The 23,601-nt window shown below is 68.3% G+C and carries 19 protein-coding genes and 1 pseudogene; 11 read left to right on the top strand and 9 right to left on the bottom strand.

Annotation, left to right across the window (positions count from 1 at the left end; all coding sequences use genetic code 11):
• Positions 1-45 precede the first annotated feature (45 nt).
• The gene (locus ASF34_RS04130; RefSeq protein WP_244478888.1) at positions 46-1,734 is read right to left on the bottom strand and encodes a methyl-accepting chemotaxis protein; all 1,689 of its coding nucleotides are present in this window, start codon (positions 1,732-1,734) and stop codon (positions 46-48) included.
• 283 nt (positions 1,735-2,017) lie between these two features.
• Between ASF34_RS04130 and ASF34_RS04125 the strand changes: the two genes are divergently transcribed.
• From ASF34_RS04125 to ASF34_RS04105, 5 genes are all read left to right on the top strand, one after another.
• Positions 2,018-3,109: an AI-2E family transporter gene (locus ASF34_RS04125; protein ID WP_018043498.1), complete on the top strand. Its 1,092-nt coding sequence runs from the start codon at positions 2,018-2,020 to the stop codon at positions 3,107-3,109.
• Between the two features lie 8 nt (positions 3,110-3,117).
• Positions 3,118-3,840: a DnaA ATPase domain-containing protein gene (locus ASF34_RS04120; RefSeq protein ID WP_018043499.1), complete on the top strand. Its 723-nt coding sequence runs from the start codon at positions 3,118-3,120 to the stop codon at positions 3,838-3,840.
• A 445-nt stretch (positions 3,841-4,285) separates the two neighbouring features.
• A complete protein-coding gene (locus tag ASF34_RS04115; RefSeq protein WP_244478893.1) occupies positions 4,286-6,490 on the top strand; it encodes an RNA degradosome polyphosphate kinase in 2,205 nt (734 codons plus the stop codon).
• 47 nt (positions 6,491-6,537) lie between these two features.
• Positions 6,538-8,067: an exopolyphosphatase gene (gene ppx / locus ASF34_RS04110; protein WP_056159034.1), complete on the top strand. Its 1,530-nt coding sequence runs from the start codon at positions 6,538-6,540 to the stop codon at positions 8,065-8,067.
• 43 nt (positions 8,068-8,110) lie between these two features.
• Complete coding sequence (locus tag ASF34_RS04105) at positions 8,111-8,434, top strand: hypothetical protein (protein ID WP_056159031.1); 324 nt, start codon at positions 8,111-8,113, stop codon at positions 8,432-8,434.
• Positions 8,435-8,450: 16 nt separating this feature from the next.
• Here ASF34_RS04105 and ASF34_RS04100 read toward each other — a convergent pair whose 3' ends face one another.
• Entirely contained in the window at positions 8,451-9,893 is a 1,443-nt protein-coding gene (locus ASF34_RS04100; protein ID WP_056159028.1) for an acetamidase/formamidase family protein, read from the bottom strand.
• A 363-nt stretch (positions 9,894-10,256) separates the two neighbouring features.
• Here ASF34_RS04100 and ASF34_RS04095 point away from each other — a divergent pair.
• Positions 10,257-10,622, top strand: a pseudogene (locus ASF34_RS04095) (PhnA-like protein); the annotation flags it as partial.
• Positions 10,623-10,775: 153 nt separating this feature from the next.
• On the opposite strand, the gene ASF34_RS04090 reads toward ASF34_RS04095, so the two are convergent.
• Complete coding sequence (locus tag ASF34_RS04090; protein ID WP_018043505.1) at positions 10,776-13,109, bottom strand: NADP-dependent malic enzyme; 2,334 nt, start codon at positions 13,107-13,109, stop codon at positions 10,776-10,778.
• 84 nt (positions 13,110-13,193) lie between these two features.
• On the opposite strand from ASF34_RS04090, the gene ASF34_RS04085 reads away from it, so the two are divergent.
• Together ASF34_RS04085 and ASF34_RS04080 are read left to right on the top strand one after the other, a co-directional pair.
• Positions 13,194-13,817 carry a CatB-related O-acetyltransferase gene (locus tag ASF34_RS04085; RefSeq protein ID WP_026175878.1) on the top strand — a complete coding sequence of 208 codons (624 nt, stop codon included), beginning with the start codon at positions 13,194-13,196 and terminating at the stop codon, positions 13,815-13,817.
• 76 nt (positions 13,818-13,893) lie between these two features.
• On the top strand, positions 13,894-14,157 hold the full coding sequence (locus ASF34_RS04080; protein ID WP_056159025.1) for a DUF3297 family protein: 264 nt from the start codon (positions 13,894-13,896) through the stop codon (positions 14,155-14,157).
• A gap of 16 nt (positions 14,158-14,173) precedes the next feature.
• Here ASF34_RS04080 and ASF34_RS04075 read toward each other — a convergent pair whose 3' ends face one another.
• The 3 genes from ASF34_RS04075 to aspS all read right to left on the bottom strand — a co-directional run bounded on the left by ASF34_RS04075 (position 14,174) and on the right by aspS (position 17,368).
• The gene (locus ASF34_RS04075; protein ID WP_018043508.1) at positions 14,174-14,506 is read right to left on the bottom strand and encodes a hypothetical protein; all 333 of its coding nucleotides are present in this window, start codon (positions 14,504-14,506) and stop codon (positions 14,174-14,176) included.
• Positions 14,503-15,372, bottom strand: coding sequence for a glycosyltransferase family 2 protein (locus ASF34_RS04070; RefSeq protein WP_056159022.1), 870 nt, complete (start codon positions 15,370-15,372; stop codon positions 14,503-14,505). Before ASF34_RS04070 ends, ASF34_RS04075 begins: the two co-directional genes overlap by 4 nt.
• 181 nt (positions 15,373-15,553) lie before the next feature.
• A complete protein-coding gene (aspS, locus tag ASF34_RS04065; RefSeq protein WP_018043510.1) occupies positions 15,554-17,368 on the bottom strand; it encodes an aspartate--tRNA ligase in 1,815 nt (604 codons plus the stop codon).
• A 361-nt stretch (positions 17,369-17,729) separates the two neighbouring features.
• Here aspS and ASF34_RS04060 point away from each other — a divergent pair, with 361 nt between their 5' ends.
• Together ASF34_RS04060 and rnd are read left to right on the top strand one after the other, a co-directional pair.
• A complete protein-coding gene (locus ASF34_RS04060; RefSeq protein ID WP_056159019.1) occupies positions 17,730-18,149 on the top strand; it encodes a hypothetical protein in 420 nt (139 codons plus the stop codon).
• A gap of 94 nt (positions 18,150-18,243) precedes the next feature.
• The gene (gene rnd / locus ASF34_RS04055; protein WP_056159016.1) at positions 18,244-19,395 is read left to right on the top strand and encodes a ribonuclease D; all 1,152 of its coding nucleotides are present in this window, start codon (positions 18,244-18,246) and stop codon (positions 19,393-19,395) included.
• Between the two features lie 67 nt (positions 19,396-19,462).
• On the opposite strand, the gene ASF34_RS04050 is transcribed toward rnd, so the two are convergent.
• Together ASF34_RS04050 and ASF34_RS04045 are read right to left on the bottom strand one after the other, a co-directional pair.
• Entirely contained in the window at positions 19,463-21,304 is a 1,842-nt protein-coding gene (locus tag ASF34_RS04050; protein WP_200913203.1) for a hypothetical protein, read from the bottom strand.
• A 131-nt stretch (positions 21,305-21,435) separates the two neighbouring features.
• Complete coding sequence (locus tag ASF34_RS04045; protein ID WP_018043514.1) at positions 21,436-21,762, bottom strand: HesB/IscA family protein; 327 nt, start codon at positions 21,760-21,762, stop codon at positions 21,436-21,438.
• A 99-nt stretch (positions 21,763-21,861) separates the two neighbouring features.
• Here ASF34_RS04045 and ASF34_RS04040 point away from each other — a divergent pair, with 99 nt between their 5' ends.
• Complete coding sequence (locus tag ASF34_RS04040; protein ID WP_056159010.1) at positions 21,862-23,130, top strand: deoxyguanosinetriphosphate triphosphohydrolase; 1,269 nt, start codon at positions 21,862-21,864, stop codon at positions 23,128-23,130.
• A 47-nt stretch (positions 23,131-23,177) separates the two neighbouring features.
• Here ASF34_RS04040 and ASF34_RS04035 read toward each other — a convergent pair whose 3' ends face one another.
• Positions 23,178-23,525, bottom strand: a complete 348-nt coding sequence (locus ASF34_RS04035) for a DUF1003 domain-containing protein (RefSeq protein WP_443136521.1) — start codon at positions 23,523-23,525, stop codon at positions 23,178-23,180.
• Positions 23,526-23,601 lie beyond the last annotated feature (76 nt).

Below are 23,601 nucleotides of genomic sequence, written 5' to 3'. Positions count from 1 at the left end.
GATGAACCGGACAGGCGACGCCTTGCGCGGATCGGAGCATCGTCCTCAGGCGGCGCGAAGCTGCGCCAGAAAACGGGTGACTTCGGCATCGAGATGGTCGGCATCGTGCGAGACCGAGGAGGCGACGGAAAGCACCCGCTCGGCCGCTCCGCCGGCCCTCTGCGCCGCGTCGGCGACGCCGCCGATATGAGACGTGACCTGACCGGTGCCATCGGCGGTCTGGTGGATATTGCGAACGATCTCCCGGGTCGCTGCCCCCTGTTCCTCCACCGCGGCCGCGATCGCGCCCGAGATCCCGCTCAAGTCGTCGATGCGCCCGGCGATGGCGCCGATCGCCGTCACCGCCTCCCGGGTGACCGACTGGATGTCGCCGATCTGGGAGGCGATCTCGTCGGTGGCCCTGGCGGTCTGGGTGGCGAGTTCCTTGACCTCGGCCGCCACCACCGCGAAGCCGCGTCCCGCTTCGCCGGCACGCGCGGCCTCGATGGTGGCGTTGAGGGCGAGCAGGTTGGTCTGGCTGGCGATGCCGTTGATCATCGCCACCACGTCGCCGACACGGGTCGCCACCCGGCTCAGATCCTGGACCAGCCCGACGGTGCGCCCGGCCTCCGTCGCGCTCGCCTGCGTCAGCGCCGCCGAACTATCGACCTGACGGCCGACCTCCGACACCGAGGCACTGAGTTGCTCCGCCGCTGCCGCCACGGCGGCGACGTTGGCCGAGGCCTCCTGCGCGGCACGGATCACCGCGCCGGAACGGTCGGCGGTGTCGCCGGCCATCTGCGACATCGCCTGCGCGGTGTCCTGCAGTTCACCCACGGAGGTCGCCACGGCGCGGACGATGCCGCCGAAAGCCGCTTCGAAGGCCTGCGCCAGGGTCTCGGTCTGAGCCCGGCGCGCGATCTCGCGCTGTCGGGTTTCCCCGGCATGACGCTCCGCCACGTCCCGGGCGAGGTTGGCCTTGAACGCTTCGAGGCCCCGGGCGAGGCTGCCGACCTCGTCCCGGCGGTCCAGGCAGGGCACCGCGGCGGCGTAATCGCCCTCGGCGATCCGGCCCATGGCCAGGCCGACCGCGCCGTAGCCGCGGACCAGCGCCTCGTGGGCGAACCAGCCGAGGGCCAGGAAGGTGGCGACGGTGGCGACCAGCGTGCCGATGACGACGGCGAAGTAGAAGTGTGCCTGGGCTTCGTCTGCAGCGACGGCCGCGTCGGTGCGGGACTGCATCAGCCCGTAGAACGCGTCGAGCGGCTTCATGATCTGCGCCTTGAAACCGTGATAGGCCTCCGAATGGACGAGCCCGATCGCCCGATCGCGGTCTCGGGCGGGGTTCGGTTGTGCCAGGGGCTGGCCATCCTTGTCCTTGCCCTCGACGAGATTCATCGCCTCAACCTCGAGATGAACCAGCCCGTCCGAATTCCGGACGGATTCCGCCAGCATGTCGGTTTCCTGCCGGCTGAAGCCGAGACGCTTCATCAGGTCGTGCACCGACACGGTCTCGCCGTCGGGGCGCGGCTTCGCCACGCCGGCCGCGACGAAATCCCAGTAGATGCGATGATACTCCTCCGGGCGCGGCTTGCGGCCGGAGCGGATGTCGAGGATGTCCAAATATTGCTGCTTGTACGACGCTTGGCCGGTGACGACGTAGGTGCGGCCGAGCCGGGTGAGGTCGTCCGAACTCTGCCGGATCTCGTCGGCGAGGAGGATCGATTGCTGGCGGGTCGCGTAGGCCGCGCTCACCTGGTCGACAGCCCGTCCATAAAGGATGATGGACCCAGCCAGGAGCAAGCTGGATACCAGCATAGCTGCGATTAAAACAGCAAACTTTCGCGATAGACTCATTTTATCCCCCGTCGTAACGGGAATAATGCAGTCTATCTTGTTAAAAATCCGCTCTCGTGCCGATGAAAGTCATCCAAGCCCGCCCCCGGTCGCGGGCCGGGCCTCCGCGGGCGAGCCTTGACCGCGCCGCACCGCCTTCCCACTCTTGTGCGCGGGCGACGGGCGAGACGGAGGAGGGCCGATGCGCGGCAGGGCGGTAATCGGACTGGTGGGCCTCGGCGTCGTCGCGCTTCTGCTCTATCTGCTTTCGGGCGTGATGCTGCCCTTCGTGGCAGGGCTGGCGCTCGCCTATCTCCTCGACCCCATGGCCGACAGGCTCCAGCGCTGGGGTCTCGGGCGGCTCTCCGCCTCGCTCCTCATCCTCGCCATGTTCGTCGTCGGGCTCGTGGTGATCCTGCTGATCGTGGTGCCCCTGGCGGCCAATCAGATCTCGGCGCTTGTGACGACGTTCCCCGGCATGGTGTCACGGCTTCAGGGCATCATCGTCGAGCGGGTCGGGCCGATCCTCACACGGGTCGGCGGAGCGGACGTTCTCAACGACCTGCAATCCTCCGTCGGAGCCCTGGTGGGGCAGGGCGGCACGTGGTTCCTGGCCTTCCTCAAATCGCTGTGGTCGGGCAGCCAAGCGCTGGTTTCCATCGCCTCGCTCCTCGTCGTGACCCCCGTCGTGGCCTTCTACCTCCTCGTCGACTGGGACCGGATGGTCGCCACCGTCGACGGCTGGACCCCTCCGCGCCACCGCACCACCGTGCGGCGTCTGGCCGGCGAGATCGACCGGGCGATCATCGGCTTCGTGCGGGGGCAGACCCTGGTCTGCCTCATCCTGGGGACGTTCTATGCCGTCGGCCTGTTCTTCGTGGGCGTGAATTTCGGCGTGCTGATCGGGATGATCGCGGGTTTCCTCACCTTCATCCCCTATGTCGGCACCCTCGTCGGGTTCCTGCTCTCGGTGGGCGTCGCCCTGGTCCAGTTCTGGCCGACCTCCGACTGGCTCCATATCGGACTGACCGTCGCCGTGTTCGTGGTGGGCCAGTTTTTCGAGGGCAACGTCATCTCGCCCAAGCTCGTCGGTGACTCGGTCGGCCTGCACCCGGTCTGGCTGATGTTCGCGCTCCTGGCCTTCGGCTCGCTGTTCGGGTTCCTCGGCCTGCTGCTGGCCGTCCCCGTCGCGGCCTCCATCGGCGTCATCGTGCGCTTCGCGATCTCGCGTTATCTCCAGAGTCCGCTCTACTATGCCGAGGAACCGATCCTGATTCAGAAGCGCGAGGGATGAGATCGCCGATGCGCGAGGCCGCGCCCCCGAAGCAGCTCGCCTTCGACCTGCCCCTCGACCCGCGCTACGGCCGCGAGGACTTCCTGGTGGGGCCGGCCAACGAGGCGGCCTACGGGCTGATCGAGGCCTGGCCGCGCTGGCCCGATACGGTCTGCCTCATCACCGGGCCATCGGGCAGCGGCAAGAGCCACCTCGCCTCGATCTGGGCAACGCGCTCCCATGCCTGGACCGTCCCGGCCTCCGAGGTCACCGCCGATTCGGTCACGCATCTCGTCTCCAACGGCGCCCTGGTCATCGAAGATATCGACCGCCCCGAGGGCCGCGAGGAAGCGGCCCTGTTCCACCTCCTCAACCTCGCCCGCGAGAACGGCAGCCCCGTCCTTATTACGGCGGCCGCACCGGTGGAGGCGCTCGGCCTCGTCACCGCCGATCTGCGCTCGCGCCTGAGGCTGGCACCGGGCGCCACCATCCTTCCCCCCGACGACGCGCTGATGCGGGCGGTGCTGGTCAAGCTCTTCGTCGACCGCCAGCTCGTGGTCGATCTCAGCGTCGTCGAGGCCATCGCCCTGCGGATCGACCGCTCCCTCGCCAGGGCCCGGGCCGTGGTGGCCGAACTCGACCGCGACGCCCTGAGGCGCGGCCGCCGCATCACGAGGCCGCTGGCCATGTCTGTCCTGGCCGATCTGGGAGTGCCGGACGACGAGACCGACGAGGACGACGCGCCGGCTTGATCGCCCGCCCATCCTGATTGTCATGGAATTGTCAGACGCGACGGCCCGGCCGCATGCTACGAGGCCGTTCGTTCGAGCAGAGTGAGGAGAAGACCCGTTGCCGGAAGTGGATTCGGACGCGATCGCCAAGGAGTCGGACATCAAGGGATCGGATACGGAGGGAACGGCTGTCGAGGAGCGGAAGATCGCTCCAGCGGCCGACGCCTCGCCAGACGAACCCCGCTCCGGCGACGACGGCCGCGGCTCCGCGGCACCCGAATCCCTGGCGCCCAAACGCCCCGCCGCCCGGCGCCGGCCGGCGGAGGCCGGTCCGGTTCGCCCCGCCACCGTCCGGACACGGACGACGAAGCCCGGCCCCGGAGCGCCTCTCCCGGCAGAATCGGCCTCGTTCGACGAGGCCCCCGAGGCACAGACGGAATCGGGCTCGATTCTGGCGGAGACGATCATGGCCGACACGGCGACAGAACGAGCGACAGTCGAACCCGTGGCGCGGGAGACCGTGCTCGCCGCCGGCCGCGCCCTGCGCCATTCGCCCGAGCGCTTCGTGAACCGGGAGCTGTCCTGGCTGCAGTTCAACCGCCGGGTGCTGGAAGAGGCCTCCAACGCCAGCCATCCGCTGCTGGAGCAGCTGCGCTTCCTCTCGATCTCGGCCAACAACCTCGACGAGTTCTTCATGGTCCGCGTGGCGGGCCTGCACGACCAGGTCCGCGCCGGCCTGATCCAGCCGTCGCAGGACGGGCTCAGCCCGTCCGAGCAGCTCACCCGCATCGGTTCCGAAGTCTCCCGCCTCGCCCTCGACCAGCAGCGGCGCTGGCGCGAATTGCGTGACGACCTCCACGGTGTCGGCGTCGACCTCGTGGAGCCCGGCAACCTCACCCCCGATCACAAGGCCTGGCTCGAGGAGTACTTCCTCAGCCACGTCTTCCCGGTGCTGACGCCGCTCGCCATCGACCCGGCCCATCCGTTTCCGTTCCTGTCGAACCTCGGCTCCAGCATCGCCCTGATGATGGTGCGCCCGCGCGACGGGCGGACCCTGCGCGCCCTGATCCGGCTGCCCGCCGTCCTCGACCGCTTCGTGCGCCTGCCGGAGGTCGCGGGGGATTCCACCGCCCGCTTCATCGCCATCGAGCAGGTCATCGTCCTGTTCACCGGCCGCCTGTTCCCAGGCTACTTCGTGAAAGGGCAGGGTGCGTTCCGGGTGATCCGCGATTCCGACCTCGAGATCGAGGAGGAGGCCGAAGACCTCGTCCTGCATTTCGAGAGCGCCCTGAAGCAGCGCCGCCGCGGCGTCGTCATCAGGCTCGAAGTCGAGGCGGGAATGCCGGAGGATCTGCGCGCCTTCGTCGCCGACGAACTCGAGATCGGCTACGACGCGATCTTCGTAGTCGAGGGCATGCTCGCCCTCAACGAATTGTCGCAGATCGTCGGGATCGACCGGCCGGACCTGAAGTTCAAGTCGTACAACCCTCGCTTCCCCGAGCGCATCCGCGAGAGCGGCGGCGACGTCTTCGCCGCCATCCGGCAGAAGGACTTCATCGTCCACCACCCCTACGAATCCTTCGACGCGGTGGTGCAGTTCCTGGCCCAGGCCGCCCGCGACCCCAACGTGGTCGCGATCAAGCAGACGCTCTACCGCACCTCCTCGAACTCGCCGATCGTGGCGGCGCTGGCGGAAGCCGCCGAACTCGGCAAGTCCGTGACGGCGCTGGTGGAGCTGAAGGCGCGCTTCGACGAGGAGGCCAATATCCGCTGGGCCCGCGACCTGGAGAAGGCCGGCGCGCAGGTGGTGTTCGGCTTCATCGAGCTGAAGACCCACGCCAAGCTGTCGATGGTGGTGCGGCGCGAGGGCGACAAGCTCGTGAGCTACTGCCATGTGGGCACCGGCAACTATCACCCGATCACGGCGCGGGTGTACACCGACCTGTCGTTCTTCACCGCCGACCCGGCGGTGGCCCGCGACGTCAGCCGCATGTTCAACTACATCACCGGCTATGCCGAACCGGCCGAACTCGAGCGCATGGCGGTCTCGCCGCTGACCCTCAAGCCCCGGCTCCTGGAAAACATCGCGGCGGAAGTGGCCCATGCCAAAGCCGGGCGGCCGGCGGCGATCTGGATCAAGTGCAACTCCCTGGTGGACGGGCAGATCATCGACGCGCTCTACGACGCGTCCCAGGCCGGGGTGCAGATCGACTGCATCGTGCGCGGCATCTGCTGCCTCAGGCCGGGCATTCCCGGCCTGTCGGATACGATCCGGGTGAAATCCATCGTCGGGCGCTTCCTCGAACACGAGCGGATCTACGCCTTCGGCAACGGGTTCGGCCTGCCGCACCCAAAGGCGACGGTGTCGATCTCGTCGGCAGACCTGATGACCCGCAACCTCGAACGGCGCGTGGAGGCGCTGTTGCCGATCACTAACCAAACGGTGCATCAGCAGGTGCTGGACCAGATCATGCTCGCCAATCTCCTCGACAACCAGCAGAGCTGGCGTGTACTGGCGTCTGGCGCGAGTGAACGTGTCCAGCCCTCCGAAGGCGAGGAGCCGTTCAACGCGCACAAGTACTTCATGACGAACCCGAGCCTGTCCGGCCGGGGCAAGTCCTCGAAGAAGTCGAGTCCGCGCGCGCTGAGCCGTAGAGCCCAGCGTCCTTGAGCGGACGATACCGGCAGGAGCTGGTCGTGGGACTTCCTCGTGACGGCATGACAGGTACGGGCTTCACGACTCAGGGGGATCCCGGCGTGCAAGATCGCGTGGAACCGGTAGCGATCATCGACATCGGCTCGAATTCCGTGCGTCTCGTGGCCTATGACGGCCTGAACCGCGCGCCGACGCCGCTCTACAACGAGAAGGTCCTGTGTGGCCTCGGCCGTAACGTCTTCAGCACGGGCCGGCTCAACGAGGAGGCGGTTCGGCGCGCCCTCAGCGCGCTGGCGCGCTTCCGCATCCTCTGCGAGACCATGCGCGTCGGCCGCGTCTTCGTGCTGGCCACGGCCGCCGCGCGCGACGCGCAGAACGGCCCGGAATTCCTCGCCGCGGCGGAGGCCGCCTGCGGCCACCGGATCGAGCTCCTGTCGGGACGGCGGGAGGCGGAGCTCTCCGCCCTCGGTGTGATCTCCGGTTTCCATACGCCGGATGGGGTCGTCGGCGATCTCGGTGGCGGCTCCCTCGAACTGGTGGACGTGCGCGGCGCCACGGTAGGGCAGGGGGTGACGATGCCGCTCGGCGGTCTCGCCCTCCAGGATCTCTCCGGCGGGTCGGTGAAGAAGGCCCTCAAGATCGCCCGCGAGAACCTCGCGAAGGCAGCCCCCCAGCTGGAGACCCTGCGCGGGCGCAGCTTCTACGCGGTGGGCGGCACCTGGCGGGCGCTCGCCCGCCTGCATCAGGCCGCGCGGGGCTACCCGCTCCACGTCATGCACGGCTACAGCATCGAGCCTTCCGACGAACTCAGCTTCCTCGAAGTGGTGGAGCGCACCGACGCCGCCCTGCTGCAGGACGTGGAGGCCGTCTCGGAGGCGCGCCGGCCCCTCCTCGCCTACGGCGCCGTGGTGCTGGAGGAGATCATCCGCGTCGGCCGCCCCCGCGAGCTCGCCATCTCGGCCTCCGGCGTGCGCGAGGGGCTGCTCTACGAGCAGCTCGACCGCGACACCCGCCTCACCGACCCGCTCCTCGCGGCGGCGGCGGAACTGAACCGCCTCCGCGCCCGCTCGCCGGGCCATGGCAGCGACCTCATCGCCTGGACCGACCGGTTCGTCGCAACCCTCGACGGGCCGGAGACGGCCGACGAGCGCCGCCTGCGGCACGCCGCCTGTCTCCTCTCGGATATCGGCTGGCGCGCACACCCCGATTACCGGGGTGAACAGAGCATCAACGTCATCACGCATGCCGCCTTCGTCGGGATCGACCACCCCGGACGGGCCTATCTCGCCCTGGCGGTCTATTTCCGCCACGAGGGCGTCGCGGCGGACAAGGCCAGCCCGATGCTGCGAAGCCTCGCCGGGCCGCGCCTGTTCGAACGCGCCCGCCTCCTCGGCGCCCTCCTGCGTGTCGCCTTCCCGATCTCGGCGGGGATGGAGGGGGCGCTGGCCCGCATGCCCCTCCTCGTCGCGGATCGACGGGTGACCCTGACCCTGCCTGTGGATCTGGCCGCGCTGCCGGGCGATCGCCTTCTCAACCGCGTCCGCGGCCTCGGCCGCGTGCTCGGTCTGGAAGGGCGGATCGATACCGCCTGATAGCGTCGCGGGGTCATAGCCTCGGCCGTTCGGAGGATTGTCGATGCCGACCGTCTACGTCTTCGCCGTCCTGACTCTCGTCATTCTTTCATGCCTGTCGGCCCTTGCGGGCTCTTGGGTGGGCGATCTCGACCGGCTTCCGATGCAATGGGGCCTGAACGGGCAGCCGACATGGTACGCGCCCATATGGATCGCGCTCGGATTCATCCCGGCGATCGGCCTGATCGTCATGGCGACGGTGGCCGTCAGCCATGGCCCCGGCGACGACGGGTCCGCTGTCGCCCGAAACATGGCGACGGTCGGAGCCATCCTGATCGCCGCCGAGATCTTCTATCTCTTCATGCTGCGAAGGCACCTCGTCGGCTGATCGACGACGCGGCGCGTCACGCCGGCCTGTCCGCGAAGATCGCTTTCTTGACGATGGCGTGGACGCCCCAATTGCCGTCCACCACCTGGGTGATGCCGAAATCGACGGCGATGGACATCAGCGAGATCGCCTCGTCCTCCGTCAGCCCCTTCGCCTGCATCAGGAAGGACCGCATCTTGCGGAAAGCATCGCGCATGGCGAGGTCGATGGAGGATTTGGAGAAGATCTCGCTCTGCGCGTCGGGGCCGAGATCGGCGAGGTAGTTCGGGTAGCTGAAGCCCGAGAGCACCCAATCCTCGGACGTCTCGATCATCGGGAAATCGAGGGTCTCAAGGGCCGTGCCGGCGAGATCCGCCTTCTTGTGCAGGACGAACTGGAAGGTGCCGGTGAGCGAGCACTCGATGGCGGTGCCGCAGAGTTCGGAATCGCCCTGGCTGGCGTGCGGATCGCCCACCGAGAACAGGGCACCCGGCACCGCGACGGGATAGTACATCGTCGCGCCCTTGCCGATGCGCCAGTTGTCGATGTTGCCGCCGGTGTAACTCGGGGGAATCGAGTTCACCATGTCGGCCTCCTTGGGCGCGAGGCCCATGGTGCCGAAATGCGGGCGGATCGGCACGCGCACGCCCTTGAGCACGTCGAAATTGCGCTGCGTCTTGGTATGGTCGACGGGGATGCCCGGGTAATCGATGGTGGGATGCGCCACGCCGAACGGATCGGTGACCCCCGGCCAGCGGAAATTGTACACCGCCTTCGCCCAGTCGCGGGCGCCGCTCGCATCGACTTCATAGATGGTGATGACCTCGCGCGCCCGGTCGCCGGTGATCATGTCCTTGTAGTGGTAGCCCCACCAGGCGGCGGCGTTGCTGCCGAAGCTGCGGCCCTTGAAGGCGGGGTTGGCGCAGGGGCGGGGCGCCACATCGAGGATGCGCACCTCTAGCACGTCGCCGGGCTCCGCGCCGCGGATCGCCACCGGGCCGGTACAGATGTGGACGCCGAGCCCCCCGCCCGGTCCGAGGGGGCCGGTCTCCGGCCCGGCGCCGCGGCGGGCGACGCCCTTCTTGTCCTTGGTCCAGAGGAACACGCTCTCGGCGCCGGGATCCCCCGTCACCATGCGCTCCGCATCGTCATTGGCGTGGTGGGTCAGGGTCTCGATGGTGACGTAGTCGCCGGACGCGATCTCGACCTGGGGCTTCAGCAGTTTCGAGAAATAGCCCCAATGGACGGTCTCGGCGGTGGCCGGCAGATGATAATGCGCCGTCTGCCGGATGCCCTTGGCGCTCGTCTGCGCCAGCGCGGGGCCGACGAGGGACAGGCCGCCGGCCGCCATCGCCGCCGCGCCCCCGGTGGCGACGAAGCCGCTCTTGAGGAAGGCCCGCCGCTCGGGCGCGAGGTCGCCGAGGAAACGGCGGCGATGCTCGGCGAAATGGGTGCAGTTCGGATCGTCACCACGGCACATTGGAATCTCCCGACCGGCCCTTGATCCGAATCCTGTATGCAATCCAGTGGCCAGTTTTCACGCGCCGGAGCTCAAGGGAAATCCCGACACGATCCGCTCGCCGGTAGGCGAGGACCGACGGGATGATGGGCGGATGGATTTCCGTCGGGCGGAGCGAACATTCCCCGACGATGCACGTGGACCGGCGCTGATTTCCAGCCTCCCCGAGCGTGTCGGGGAAGCTGGAACGCGTCCCTGGATATCGAAGACACGAACGACTTCACGCTCCCCGCAAAATTCTGCCGGGGCGACGGTGTCCTTGCGCGTGATCCTCATCCTTCACATCTGTTTTCAGGATCTCCTTCCTTGGCTCAATCCCCCACTCTGAAGCCTGTCGTCGCAACGCCACCGGACCTCGACGCCCGCCCGGCCCTGTACAATCAGGTCTCCTGGGGCGCGATCTTCGCCGGCGCCGTGGCGGCCCTCGTAGCGCAGATGATCCTCAACATGATCGGCCTCGGCATCGGCTTGTCGACCCTGGATCCCGCCGGCAACGACACCCCGACCGCCGCCAGTCTGTCCACCGGCGCCGGCCTGTGGTGGGTCGTCTCCGGCATCGTCGCCTCGCTCGCCGGCGGGTTCCTCGCCGGGCGCCTCTCGGGCAAGCCGCTGGCCAGCACCAGCGGTTGTCATGGCCTCGTCTCCTGGGCCGTCACCACCCTGGTCATCGTCTACCTGCTCACCTCGGCGGCCGATTCGGCGCCGTGACTCAGGCCGTCTACGGCGACCGCCGCGTCTGATCCCACCGCTTCCGGGCACACGAACGAAAAAGGCCCCCGAGGAATCGGGGGCCTTTTTCATGGCATCGGCCGTGGAGGACGAGCGACGTCCCGCCTGTTCTTCCTATTCGGAGAGGGGCGTCAGACCCGGCTCGACCGACGCGATCGTCGGCTCGACGGCGCCCGCCTGCGCCTCCACCACCGCCGCGGCGGTGACGTTGACGATGCCGCGCGCCGTCACCGACGGCGACAGGATGTGGGCGGGCCGGGCCGGGCCGATCAGCAGCGGCCCCACGGGCAGGGCGTCGGCCAGGACCTTGGAGAACTGGAAGGCGATGTTGGCCGCGTCGAGATTGGGGAAGATCAGGACGTTGGCAGAGCCCTTGAGGGGCGAGCCCGGCAGCACCCGGTCGCGGATCAGGCCGGACAGGGCGGTATCGGCCTGCATCTCGCCATCCACCTGGAGATCCGGCCGGCGGCCCTGGATCAGCCCCAGCGCCGCGCGCATCTTCTGGGCCGAGCGGGAATCGGACTGGCCGAAATCCGAATGGCTGAGGAGGGCGATCTTCGGAGTGAGGCCGAAGCGCGCTACGTGGCCGGCGCAGGCCACCGCCACGTCGGCGATCTCCTCGGCGCTGGGATCGGGCCGGACATGGGTGTCGGCGAGGAAGTAGGCGCCCTCCTTGGTGACGATGAGGCTCATGGCGGCGAAATCGAGCACGCCCGGCGCGAGGCCGATCACGTCGCGGATCACCCGCAGGCGAGTCTCGAACCGGCCCTCCAGGCCGCAGATCAGTGCGTCCGCCTCGCCCCGGCGCACGGCGATGGCGCCGATCACCGTGTTGTTGGTGCGCACCAGAGTCCGCGCGGCATCCGGCGTGATCCCGCGACGGCCGGCGACTTCGAGATAGGTCGCGACATAGTCGCGGTAGCGCGGATCGTCCTCGGGATCGATCAGGTCGAAATCGGTGCCCTGCCGGATCGACAGGCCGAAGCGCTTGATCCGGGTCTCGATCACCCGCGGGCGTCCCACCAGGATGGGTCGGGCCACATGATCCTCGACGATGGCCTGGGCGGCGCGCAGCACGCGCTCGTCCTCACCCTCCGCGTAGAGGACGCGCTTGGGATTCTCCTTCGCCTTGGTGAAGATCGGCTTCATGATGAAACCGGAGCGATGGACGAAGCGGTCGAGACTGTCGGCGTAGGCCTGGATGTTCTCCAGCGGCCGGCCGGCGACGCCCGAATCCATCGCGGCCTGCGCCACGGCGGGGGCGATGCGCAGGATCAGACGCGGATCGAAAGGGCTCGGAATCAGCGAATGCGGGCCGAAGGGCCGGGCCTCGCCGCCATACGCGCGGGCGACCACGTCGGACGGAGTCTCGCGGGCCAGCGCGGCGATCGCCTTCACGGCGGCCTTCTTCATCTCCTCGTTGATCGAGGTGGCGCCGACATCGAGCGCCCCGCGGAAGATGTAGGGGAAGCACAGGACGTTGTTGACCTGGTTCGGGAAATCCGAGCGCCCGGTGCAGATCATCGCGTCGGGACGCTTCGCCTGCGCCAGATCCGGCATGATTTCCGGATAGGGGTTGGCGAGCGCCATGATCAGCGGCTTCTCGGCCATCTTCTCCAGGTATTCCGGCTTCAGGACGCCGCCGGCCGAGAGGCCGATGAACACGTCGGCGCCCGGAATGACCTCGGCCAACGTCCGGGCCTCGGTCTCCTTTGCGTAGACGTCCTTCCAGCGGTCCATCAGTTCGGCGCGGCCCTTGTAGACCACGCCCTTGATGTCGGTGACGGTGATGTTCTCGACCCGGGCGCCGAGCGACACCAGCAGGTTGAGACAGGCGAGCGCCGCGGCGCCCGCGCCCGAGGTGACGATGCGGACGTCGGAGAGCTGCTTGCCGGCGAATTCCAGGGCGTTGAGGACGGCCGCCGCCACGATGATCGCGGTGCCGTGCTGGTCATCGTGGAAGACCGGGATGTTCATCCGTGCCCGGCACTGCTCCTCGACCTCGAAGCACTCGGGTGCCTTGATGTCCTCGAGATTGATGCCGCCGAAGGTCGGCTCCAGGGAGCAGACCACGTCCACCAGCTTGCCGACGTCGTTCTGGTCCACCTCGATGTCGAACACGTCGATCCCGGCGAACTTCTTGAACAGGACCGCCTTGCCCTCCATCACCGGCTTCGAGGCGAGGGGGCCGATATTGCCGAGACCGAGCACGGCGGTGCCGTTGGTGAGCACCGCCACGAGGTTCTGGCGGATGGTGAGTGTGGCGGCCTCCTGCGGGTCGTCGTAGATCGCCATGCAGGCCGCGGCGACGCCGGGGGAATAGGCCAGCGCCAGGTCGCGCTGGTTCCCCAACGGCTTCGTCGCCTGGATCTCGAGCTTTCCGGGCCGGGGTAGGCGGTGGTAGACGAGGGCTCCGGATTTGAGATCGTCGGACATGTTGTCGCCCATGAGCCTCACTCCCTTCATCGCGGGCTCTGACGGCGCCGCGGAGCTTTCCCGCCGGTCTTCGGGATGCATTGATTGAAAACTCTGTTGCACCGCTTGCGGAGTGGGCGCAACCCGCACAACGAAACCCGCCTGCACCTCGCCAAAATGGTGAAAACCCATGGTTTCTCCATCGGCTCGTACTCCTATGGCCGTCCGAAAGTGCGGTTCCCGGAAGCTGGGCGGCACCTTACGATCGGCCGGTATTGTTCCATCGCCGACAGGGTCGAGATCCTCCTCGGCGGCGGCCACCGCCTCGACTGGGTGACCACCTATCCCTTCGCGGCCATGGGGGGACTCTGGCCGGGGGTGGAGGCGCCGGCCGATTATCATGCCTCGCGCGGCGACGTGACCATCGGCAGCGACGTCTGGCTCGGCTCGGGCTGCATGATCCTGTCCGGCGTCACCATCGGGCACGGCGCCGTGGTGGGGGCCCATGCCGTCGTCAGCCGGGACGTGCCGCCCTACGCGATCGTCGCCGGCAACCCCGCGCGGGTGATCCGCCACCGCTTCGATCCGGAGCATGTGGCGGCGCTGCTGGAGACGGCGTGGTGGGACCTGCCCCCCGAGGCGGTGCACGCTCTGGTGCCCCTGCTTCAGAGCGACCGTATCGACGATCTCATCGCGGCGGCGCGGGCGGCCAGGGCCGGCGGCGTTGCGGGCGGGGCGTGAATCGCTTACCCGGACCCTTCGTCCCGACGCGTCAACGATCGCTCGACTCCGATCAACGATTCCCAAGGCAACGCCGATGTCCGACACGCCTCCCGACCGCCTCGCGGTGAACCCGACCAGCCCGTTCTACAACGAGGCCATCCTGGAACGCGGCATCGGCATCCGCTTCAAGGGCGTCGAAAAGACCAATGTCGAGGAATACTGCGTCAGCGAAGGCTGGGTCCGCCTGTCGGCCGGCAAGACCCTCGACCGCGCCGGTAACCCGATGACGGTGAAGCTGAAGGGCCCGGTAGAGCCGTACTTTCGCGATGCGGCCGAGGGCGGTTCGGCCTCCGCCTGATCCTCGGCCCGCCCGGTCACGGAACGGCCGGCCCGTCGTTCTCCCCGCCCCGGTCTCCCTCGCGCTTGCGCCGCTCCCCGGCGAAGTTGCGCAGGGCGGTCTCGACCAGGGCGTCGACCTGAGCCGGGCCGGTGGAGGCCCGGATCACCAGGCTGGTGATCGCGTCGGGATGGTTCTTGCGCTGCTTGGGCGTCCGGGCGTGGTTCGAGACCCGAAGCGCGTAGGTGCAGCCCTCCGGCTTCAGGTAGACGCTGTCGCCGCGCGTGTTGCGGGCGACGACGACGAAGCCCTGCGCCGCGACGCCGGCGACGGCGCGGGCCAGGGCGGCCGTCGGATTGAGCAGGCTCATGCGAGCCCTTCCCGAGCGAGGGCGGTGCGCCCACGGATGGCAGCGAGGGCGCCGGCCGCCGAACCGGCATAGCGCTCGATCAGGGGTCGGCGGAAGCCCAGGGATGCCAAGGCCGCCTTCGGAGCGTTGACCGCGAGCATGGCCGGGCTCGGGTCCGGCAGGCCGTACTTGCGCGAGACATAGGCCCGCGACCAGGCCTGATGCCAGCGGGTGCGGAAGACCCGGCCGGGCTCCGGCGCCGACGAGCGCCCGCGCCCATGCAGGGCGACCGCGCCGTGGACATGGACCAGGGAGCGGCCGGAATCGGCGACCCGGCGGCACAAATCGTCATCCTCGTAGAACAGGAAGATGTTCGGATCGAACCCGCCGAGGGCGAGGAACAGGTCCCGCCGGATCATCAGGCAGGCGCCGGAGAGGAACGGCGCGCAGGCATCGCCGTCGGGCAGGGCACGGTTGCCGGGTGGGTTGGTGAGGTAGGGCGCGAGCAGCGAGCGTGGCTGGTAGAAGAACCGCCCGTCCGGCTCCATCAGGCGCGGCGCGAGCAGGCCCGCATCCGGATAGGCGGCAGCCGCGCGCAGGAGCGCATCGACCGCGCCGGCCCGCAGCACGATGTCCGGGTTGAGGATGAGCACGCGCTCCGCACGGTCGGCGGCGCGGATACCGATGGTGTTGGCCCGGCCGTAGCCCTCGTTGCGAAGATTGCGGACCACCCTGGCCCCGGCCGCCTCGGCGACGCCCGCCGACCCGTCGCGGCTCGCATTGTCCACGACGATGGCCGGCACGTGCTCGGCTGCGAGCGCCGTGAGACAGGTCGGCAGCGCATGCGCACTGTCATGGCTGACGACGATGGCGACGAGGGAGGGCATGTCGGCCCTGTCAATGTTGGAGGGATCGGGCGCTGCAAACCCTCCCCCTCTGCGGGGGAGGGTGGCCCTCGCGTCAGCGAGGGTCGGGAGAGGGGAGCGCGCAATCCGGAGAGGTCGCCCCCTCTCCCGCCTGCTCCGTAGGTACCCTCCCCCGCAGAGGGGGAGGGCGGTGTGTCGCAGCTCAGCCCTGCTTCTCGGGCAGATTCAACCGGATATGGAGCTCACGCAGCTGCTTCGGCGTCGCCTCGGCGGGGGCGCCCATCATCAGGTCCTCGGCGCGCTGGTTCATGGGGAACAGCACCACCTCGCGCAGGTTCTGCTCGCCGCAGAGCAGCATGACGATGCGGTCGATTCCCGGCGCGATGCCGCCGTGCGGAGGGGCGCCGAGCTTCAGCGCGTTGAGCATGCCGCCGAATTTTTCTTCGAGCACCTCTTGGCCGTAGCCGGCGAGACCGAAGGCTTTTTCCATCACCTCGGGGCGGTGGTTACGGATCGCGCCGGAGGACAACTCCGTGCCGTTGCAGACGATGTCGTACTGGAACGCCTTGATGCCGAGAATCTTCTCGGCCTCGCTCGGATCGAGGGCGAGGAATTCCTCGCGGTCGAAATTCGGCATCGAGAACGGGTTGTGGGAGAAGTCGATCCGCTTCTCGTCCTCGTTCCACTCGTACATCGGGAAGTCGGTGATCCAGCAGAACGCGTACTGGTCCTTGTCGGAGAGGTTCAGTTCGTCGCCGATGCGGATGCGGGCCTTGCCGGCCAGAGCCGCGGCCTTGCCCTCGGTGCCGGCGGAGAAGAACACTGCGTCGCCGGCCTTCGTGCCGGTCTTCTCGCGGATGAGGGCCTGGATCTCCGAAGGGATGAACTTGGCGATCGGCCCCTTGCCGGTGACCGTGCCGTTGTCGTCCTCGAAGATGATGTAGCCGAGGCCCGGCGCGCCCTCGGCGCGGGCGAAGTCGTTGAGCTTGTCGAAGAACGAGCGCGGTTGCGTCGCCGCCCCCGTGGCCGGGATGGCGCGGACCACGCCGCCGGACTTGATCACCCCCTTGAACGCCTTGAACTCGACCTCGTCGCGGGCGAACTCGTCCGTCACGTCGGCGATGATCAGCGGGTTGCGCAGATCCGGCTTGTCGACGCCGTATTTCAGCATCGCCTCGGCATAGGGGATGCGCGGGAAGGTCTCGGTGACGCGCTTGCCCTCGGCGAATTCCTTGAAGACGTCGCGCAGGACCGGCTCCACCGACTGGAACACGTCCTCCTGGGTGACGAAGCTCATCTCGATGTCGAGCTGGTAGAACTCGCCCGGCGAGCGGTCGGCGCGGGCATCCTCGTCGCGAAAACACGGCGCGATCTGGAAGTAGCGGTCGAAGCCAGCGATCATCGTCAGCTGCTTGAACTGCTGCGGCGCCTGCGGCAGCGCGTAGAACTTGCCGGGGTGCACGCGGGACGGCACCAAGTAGTCACGGGCGCCTTCCGGGCTGGAAGCGGTGAGGATCGGCGTCTGGAACTCGAAGAAGCCGCCTTCGCGCATGCGGCGGCGGAGCGAATCGATGATCGCGCCGCGCTTCATGATGTTGGCGTGGAGCTTGTCGCGACGCAGATCGAGGAAGCGGTACTTGAGGCGCGTCTCCTCCGGGTAGTCCTGGTCGCCGAAGACCGGCACCGGCAACTCGCCGGCGGGGCCGAGAACCTCGATGTCGTCGATATAGACCTCCACCGTTCCGGTGGGCAGGTCGGCATTCTCGGTGCCGGCAGGGCGCGTGCGCACGCGTCCGTCGATGCGGATCACCCATTCCGAGCGGGCGAGGTTGGCGGTCTTGAACGCCTTCGAATCGGAATCGACCACGCATTGGGTGCGGCCGTAATGATCGCGCAGATCGATGAAGAGCACGCCCCCATGGTCGCGGATGCGATGGCACCAGCCGGAAAGGCGAACGGTCTCGCCGACGTCGGACGGGCGGAGGGCCCCGCAGGTATGGGTACGATAACGGTGCATGACGGGCTCTTCAGATTGAGCGGCGCACCATTCACGCGAGGGCGGGCAAGTCAAGGCGAAGGCGATCCCACGCAGGGCTCTGAACTCAGGTTAACACGGTAGGGCGTGACATCCATGGACACACCTCCGTCATTCCGGGTCCGCACAGCGGAGCCCGGAATGACGGAGAGGGGATAAAAAATCGCAGGTGCGGTAACGAGCAAGTCTTTGCCGTTAACCTGAGTTCGCAGCCCTGCGATCCCACGCCACGCGGCGGAGCCCGTGGGCAGGAGCGGGGACGAGCCCGGAACGGGCATCGTCGAAGCCCCGGAGACGGGGTCGGGACCTTTCGGAAACGAGGGCAAATCCCCATATCAAGCCCATGAATGCGAACGCGTTTTTCGACATTTTGCACGAGGCCGCAGTGGCTCCCTCGGCGCGCGGGAAGGCCGCGGAACGGGACGAGCATAAGCCCGGCGCATGGCAGGTCTTGCCGCTCCAAGGCCGGTTCGAGATCGTCTACGAGGATTCCCGTGGTCTCTGGAGCACGCGTGCCCTCGACGCGCGCGAATTGAGGCTCGGCCCCGGCCGGACGCTGCTCGGCGGCATCGACCGCGCACGCGGCGGTTATCGCGGCTTCCGGGTGGACCGGATCCGGCGCCTGACCGAGGAGGGCGGGCCTCGGAGGAATGGCGGCATCTTCGACTGGCTTCTCGCCCGTGCCGAGGCCCAGCGGCGCGAGCGTACCGAACTGGTGCGCAGCCTCGCGCGCCGGAACCGGTCCCGCAAGCGCGCCGCCTGAGGAGGGACGTGCAGCACGGGATGTCGGGGATAGGCGCGCGCGGTGCGAGATACGATCTCGCCTCGCGCGTCAACCTCCGATATAGCCGGCTCTCATGGATCTCATCGCCACCACGCCGGCTCTCGCCGAGGCCTGCAGCCGTTTCGCCGGACAGCCGTTCGTCACCGTCGATACGGAGTTCATGCGGGAGACGACCTACTACCCCAAGCTCTGCCTCATCCAGATGGCGGGGCCGGACGGGTCGGGCGTGCTCGTCGACCCGTTGTCCCCCGACATCGACCTCGCACCGTTCTTCGCGCTGATGGCCGACGAAGGCGTGGTCAAGGTGTTCCACTCGGCGCGCCAGGATCTCGAGATCATCTGGCTGCTCGGCGGGCTTCTGCCGCAGCCGTTCTTCGACACGCAGGTCGCCGCCATGGTCTGCGGCTACGGCGATTCGGTCTCCTACGAGCAACTCGTCAACGACGTGGCCAAGGCCAAGATCGACAAATCCTCCCGCTTCACCGACTGGTCGCGCCGTCCGCTCTCCGACGCCCAGTCGAGCTACGCCCTCTCCGACGTGACCCACCTGGTGAAGGTCTACGAGGTGCTGGCGGGGCAACTCCTCTCCACCGATCGCGGCGAATGGCTCGACGAGGAAATGAGCGTCCTCACCTCGCCGGAGACCTACAAGGCCGACCCGGCCCAGGCCTGGCGCCGGTTGTCCGGCCGCATGCGCAAGCCGCGCGAGATCGCGGTTCTGGCCGAGGTCGCCGCCTGGCGCGAGCGCGAGGCGCAGACCCGCAACGTCCCGCGCGGGCGCATCCTCAAGGACGAGGCGGTGATCGACATCGCCACTTCCGCGCCTCGCAGCATCGAGGCCTTGGGACGCCTGCGTTCGATCCCGGCAGGCTTCGAGCGTTCGCGGACCGGAACGGACATCCTCGCCGCCGTGGAGCGCGGCTTCCAGCGCGACCTGTCCGACATCGTCCTGCCCGAGCGCAGCCGGGGCCGGGGCGGCAACGGCGCCGTGGTGGAATTGCTGAAGGTGCTGCTCAAGGCGGTCTGCGAGGCCGAGGACGTGGCGCCCAAGATCGTCGCCACGATGGATGACCTCGAAGCCATCGCCGAAGACGACGAGGCCGACATCGCCGTCCTGCACGGCTGGCGCCGGACGCTGTTCGGCGAGAAGGCGCTCGCCCTCAAGGCCGGCCGCCTCGCCCTGTCGGCCGAAAATGGCCGCATCGTGGTGCGCGAACTGAATTGACCCCGGCCCCACACGCTCTGCCCCCCTCCTGTAGGGAGCGAGCGACGCGGGCGTCGTCCCGGGTCGCTTAATTCGCCTTCGCGCTCACATCCAGCCTGTCGAGCACGGCGCCCGGCGTCGGGGCCGCGCTGAATTCGAGCATGCCGATGCCGCCGGCATTCTTCGCCTTGGCGCTGAGCAAGAACGTGCCCGGCTTTGTCACGAACTGGCCAAGGGCCGCGCCGATGGCCTTGGCGCCGGCCGAATTGCCGAGGATGGCCGGCACGCCGAACGTGGTGGCGGTGACGTATTCCTGGGTCAGTTCCTCCGGCTTGAGGCTCAGGCTCTTCGACTGCGAGGCGATGAAGCGCTCGAACAGGCCGGTATTCTCGATCCGCAGGTCGAGGGCCTTGGCGGTGGCGCCCAGCATGGCGAAGGTCGAGACGCTCGGATCGGGGTCGAACACCGCAGGTCCGATACCACCGAGGGTGCCGTTGATCGTCACGCTGCCCATGTCCTTGCCCGACACCGATACCTCGCTGAAGGAGAGCTCCTTGGCGGCTTCGTTCCAGGCCGTGTCGGCGACGACGTTCAGGTCGAGGTCGCGGTAGCCGTAGGCGCCGAGGGAGCCGAGCCCCGGGATTCCGGCCACCGCAGAGGCGGGGAGGGTAAGGCCCGAAAGGTTGGCCCGGCCGGTGGTTGGCACCCCGTCGCGCAGCGGGCCGAAGGTGAGGGCGCCGTCGCGCAGGCCGATATGCGTGGGCGCCGTCGCTGCCGGAGGGAGTACGGGCGAGGCGGCGCCAGGGGGCTTCGCGGGGGGCTTGGGCGAAGCGGGCACCTCGTCCGGCGGCAGGTGGAGGCTCAGGTCCTTGAATGCCAGTGTGCCGAGCGCCGGCGTCATCTGCCGCAAATCCGCTTCGGTGGGCTCCCCGGCCTGGGTCGAAAGCTTGCGCATGGCCACCACGGTCGGGGCGAAGGAGAAGCCCGCCACGCTCAAGCGCGCGAGCTTTCCGGCGGCATCGCCCGCGGTGAAGCCGAGGTCTTCCATGCTGAGGCCACCGGAGGACAGGACCATGCGCCCCATGCCGATCGATACGGGCTCGCCGTCCTTCGTCTGGCTGATGGTGAGCCCGGTGGCCTGGACCGAGCCGACGGAGAAGCCGTCGAGAACGTCCGCCATCACCCCGAAGATTCTCGCCCTGTCGGCGGGATTGCCCTGAGCTTGGTCCGCGCGCGCCATCGCGTCCAGCGCGCCCGTCCAGGTCGCCGGAATCTGGCGCCCGCTGAGGTCGGTGCCCTCGATGCGCGCCACCTTCACCACCGTGCCGTCGGCCTCCATCAGCGTATCGGAGACCGAGAACGCGCCATAGAGGCGCATCATCGGGCTCTTGGCATCGCCGGCCTCACCGTAGAGACGCGCCATCGCCGTGAGATCGACGTCCCGCATCTCCATGCGGCCGTAGCTGGCGCTGCGCTTCTCGCCGCCTCCCGCCTCGGCAGCCGTCGCCCCCGCCGCTGCCGCCTGGGCGATGCGGCCGCCGCGCACATCCCTGGCCGTCACGTCGCGATAGGTCGCGGTCTGGGTCTTGGTGCCGATCCGTATCTCGGAGCGAAGCTCGGGAATCACGATGCTCGCGGCATCGAACTTCGCGAGACGCGCTGGCAGAGGCTCGGGGCCGGATCTGAGCAGGGCGAGAAGGTCGTCCTTCGTCAGGCGCGTGCCGCTGACGATGACCTGCGGCGCGGTGAGGACCGTGCCGCCGAAGGTCATCGTCACGTTCTGGAGCGTGACGTCCTGCACGGCGGAGGCGGCTTCCTGGGCCGAGACCGGCAAGGGGCCGATCGGGCCGCCGCCGCCGAAGACGAGGAGGGCGCAGACCGAAAGGCCAGCCGTCCGCATGAGAAAGGGACGACCTTGTGGGACGATCATGAGCGGATCCGGGGCGCTGCGAAAAAAGGCGCTTCGTGCAACGGTGCCGCGCCGAACCGCATCCGTGCCGCTTTTTCCACGGCGAGGCAATCGCGCTGCCTCACGCCGCGATGTGACGGAATGACGAAGCCTCAGAGCGAGAACGAGGTGCCGCAGCCGCAGGAGGAGGTGACCTGCGGATTCTCGATCTTGAAGGCCTGGCCGATCAGGTCGTTGGCGAAATCGATGGTCGATCCGCTCATGTATTCGAGGGAAACCGGATCGACGAGGACGGTGGCGCCGTCCCGCTCGATCACCACGTCGTCCTCGGCCCGCGCCCGCTCGATGTCGAAGGCGTAGGAGAAGCCCGAGCATCCGCCGCCGTTCACGCTGATCCGCAGGGACGCGCCGGGAGGCTCGGCTCCCATGATCTCGTTGATGCGCTTGGCCGCGCGGGGGGTGAGGGTGATGTCGGCCATCGTGATGCTCTTGGGTTTTCGTCGATTGCCAGAAGCGCTAGCCCACACAAGATATGCGCCGTAGAGACGCGCTGCAACGCGGGATGATCGTTGCGCGCGATGGCGCATTCAGGAGGTGACGTGCGGCACAGGGGCGAACGCTGGCGGGCGCGCTACGCCACCGATCCGGCGGCCACGCGCGGGCGGCTGATCCCGGAGGCGATCTCGCCCACGCGCAGCGACTTCCAGCGCGACCGCGACCGGATCATCCATTCGGCCGCCTTCCGCCGCCTCAAGCACAAGACCCAGGTCTTCGTCCACCACGAGGGCGACCATTACCGAACCCGTCTGACCCACACCCTCGAAGTCAGCCAGATCGCCCGTGCGCTGGCCCGCGCGCTCGGCCTCGACGAGGACCTCGCGGAGGCGCTGGCGCTCTCCCACGACCTCGGCCACACCTGTTTCGGCCATACCGGCGAGGACGCGCTCGATGCCCTCATGGCCGCTCACGGCGGGTTCGACCACAATGCCCAGGCCCTGCGGATCGTGACCCGGCTCGAGCGGCGCTATGCCGGGTTCGACGGGCTCAACCTCGCCTGGGAGACCCTGGAGGGCCTCGTCAAGCACAATGGCCCGCTCCTCACGAAGGAGGGCGACCCGACCCCGCGCTGGGCGGCACGGGGCATTCCCGCCGCCATCCTCGAATACAACGCGCAGAACGACCTCGACCTCGCCCGTTTCGCCGGGCCGGAGGCGCAGGCGGCGGCTCTGGCCGACGACATCGCCTATGACAGCCACGACCTCGACGACGGTCTGCGGGCGGGCCTGTTCGAACTGTCGGATCTCGACGGCGTCCCCTTCCTCCGGGACATCCTCGACGAGATCGACGCGCTGCATCCGAATCTCGAGGAATCTCGAAAGATCCACGAACTGGCGCGGCGCGTAATCACCCGCTTCGTGGAGGACGTGATCGCCGAGAGCACCCGGCGGATCGAGGCCCTGGCACCGGCTGCCGTCGCCGATATCCGCGCGGCCGACGAGGCGGTCGTCTCCTTCTCGCCGGCCCTGGAGGAGGCGGATGCCGCGATCAAGCGCTTCCTCTACGCGCGGATGTACCGCCACCCGAGCGTGCTGGCGGTGCGGGCGCAGGCGGACATCATCGTCGCGGACCTGTTCGATGCCTTCAGCACGAACCCTGCCTGCATGCCCGAGGAATGGCGGGCCGGGCTCGAGGCGGCGGGGGAGGGGCGCATCGCCCGCCGGGTGGCCGACTATATCGCCGGCATGACCGACACCTACGCGGTGCTCGCCCATAAGCGCCTGTTTCCGACGACGCCGGACCTGCACTGGAGCCCCGAGAGCCGGGGCCTGCCGCTGGCGGAGGATTGAAGCATCGTTTTGAAAGGTGGCCTCGGCTTTCGGAAAAAGACGCTGCGCTAGCGGCCAGTCTCCGTTCGCCGGACCGCATCGTCGCCGCGTGACCCAGACCGATCGGCAAGGAGGGCGCGCAGATCCGTGTCCATGGCGGCGATCTGCACAGTCTGCGCGCCAATCATCGCCTCGATACGGTCCGTCCGAAGACGGTCAAGCTTATCGTGCAGCGCCATGATCTCGACCTCCGCCTTAAGATTGATCTCGTAGTCGAGCGCCGCCGCAAGGCGGTCGCGGGAGGCCTGACGGTTTTGGGACATCAGAATCACCGGCGCCTGCAGGGCGGCGACCATGGAGAGGATTAGCAGGCTGCTGAAGAAGTCGCTGGCGGGCTTGTCCCGGAGATGATTCACTCTGTCCGAGACAGTGTGAGGTCGGGCGATGCGTGGGCGTGAGGATCGGTCGTAGGAATACGGGATCGGCGGCCAG

Origin of the sequence: Methylobacterium sp. Leaf106, from assembly GCF_001422895.1 — a bacterium.
Lineage (GTDB): Bacteria > Pseudomonadota > Alphaproteobacteria > Rhizobiales > Beijerinckiaceae > Methylobacterium > Methylobacterium bullatum.
The sequence above is the reverse complement of the archived record's forward strand: the minus strand, read 5'-3'. Positions and strand labels throughout refer to the sequence as shown.

Excerpts from the sequence above, each read along its gene's own strand:
- ASF34_RS04125 (WP_018043498.1), top strand. The coding sequence starts at position 2,018 with ATGCGCGGCAGGGCGGTAATCGGACTGGTGGGCCTCGGCGTCGTCGCG.
- ASF34_RS04120 (WP_018043499.1), top strand. The coding sequence starts at position 3,118 with ATGCGCGAGGCCGCGCCCCCGAAGCAGCTCGCCTTCGACCTGCCCCTC.
- ASF34_RS04115 (WP_244478893.1), top strand. The coding sequence starts at position 4,286 with ATGGCCGACACGGCGACAGAACGAGCGACAGTCGAACCCGTGGCGCGG.
- ppx (WP_056159034.1), top strand. The coding sequence starts at position 6,538 with ATGACAGGTACGGGCTTCACGACTCAGGGGGATCCCGGCGTGCAAGAT.
- ASF34_RS04105 (WP_056159031.1), top strand. The coding sequence starts at position 8,111 with ATGCCGACCGTCTACGTCTTCGCCGTCCTGACTCTCGTCATTCTTTCA.
- ASF34_RS04100 (WP_056159028.1), bottom strand. The coding sequence starts at position 9,893 with ATGTGCCGTGGTGACGATCCGAACTGCACCCATTTCGCCGAGCATCGC.
- ASF34_RS04090 (WP_018043505.1), bottom strand. The coding sequence starts at position 13,109 with ATGGGCGACAACATGTCCGACGATCTCAAATCCGGAGCCCTCGTCTAC.
- ASF34_RS04080 (WP_056159025.1), top strand. The coding sequence starts at position 13,894 with ATGTCCGACACGCCTCCCGACCGCCTCGCGGTGAACCCGACCAGCCCG.
- ASF34_RS04075 (WP_018043508.1), bottom strand. The coding sequence starts at position 14,506 with ATGAGCCTGCTCAATCCGACGGCCGCCCTGGCCCGCGCCGTCGCCGGC.
- ASF34_RS04070 (WP_056159022.1), bottom strand. The coding sequence starts at position 15,372 with ATGCCCTCCCTCGTCGCCATCGTCGTCAGCCATGACAGTGCGCATGCG.
- aspS (WP_018043510.1), bottom strand. The coding sequence starts at position 17,368 with ATGCACCGTTATCGTACCCATACCTGCGGGGCCCTCCGCCCGTCCGAC.
- ASF34_RS04060 (WP_056159019.1), top strand. The coding sequence starts at position 17,730 with ATGAATGCGAACGCGTTTTTCGACATTTTGCACGAGGCCGCAGTGGCT.
- rnd (WP_056159016.1), top strand. The coding sequence starts at position 18,244 with ATGGATCTCATCGCCACCACGCCGGCTCTCGCCGAGGCCTGCAGCCGT.
- ASF34_RS04050 (WP_200913203.1), bottom strand. The coding sequence starts at position 21,304 with ATGATCGTCCCACAAGGTCGTCCCTTTCTCATGCGGACGGCTGGCCTT.
- ASF34_RS04045 (WP_018043514.1), bottom strand. The coding sequence starts at position 21,762 with ATGGCCGACATCACCCTCACCCCCCGCGCGGCCAAGCGCATCAACGAG.
- ASF34_RS04040 (WP_056159010.1), top strand. The coding sequence starts at position 21,862 with ATGGCGCATTCAGGAGGTGACGTGCGGCACAGGGGCGAACGCTGGCGG.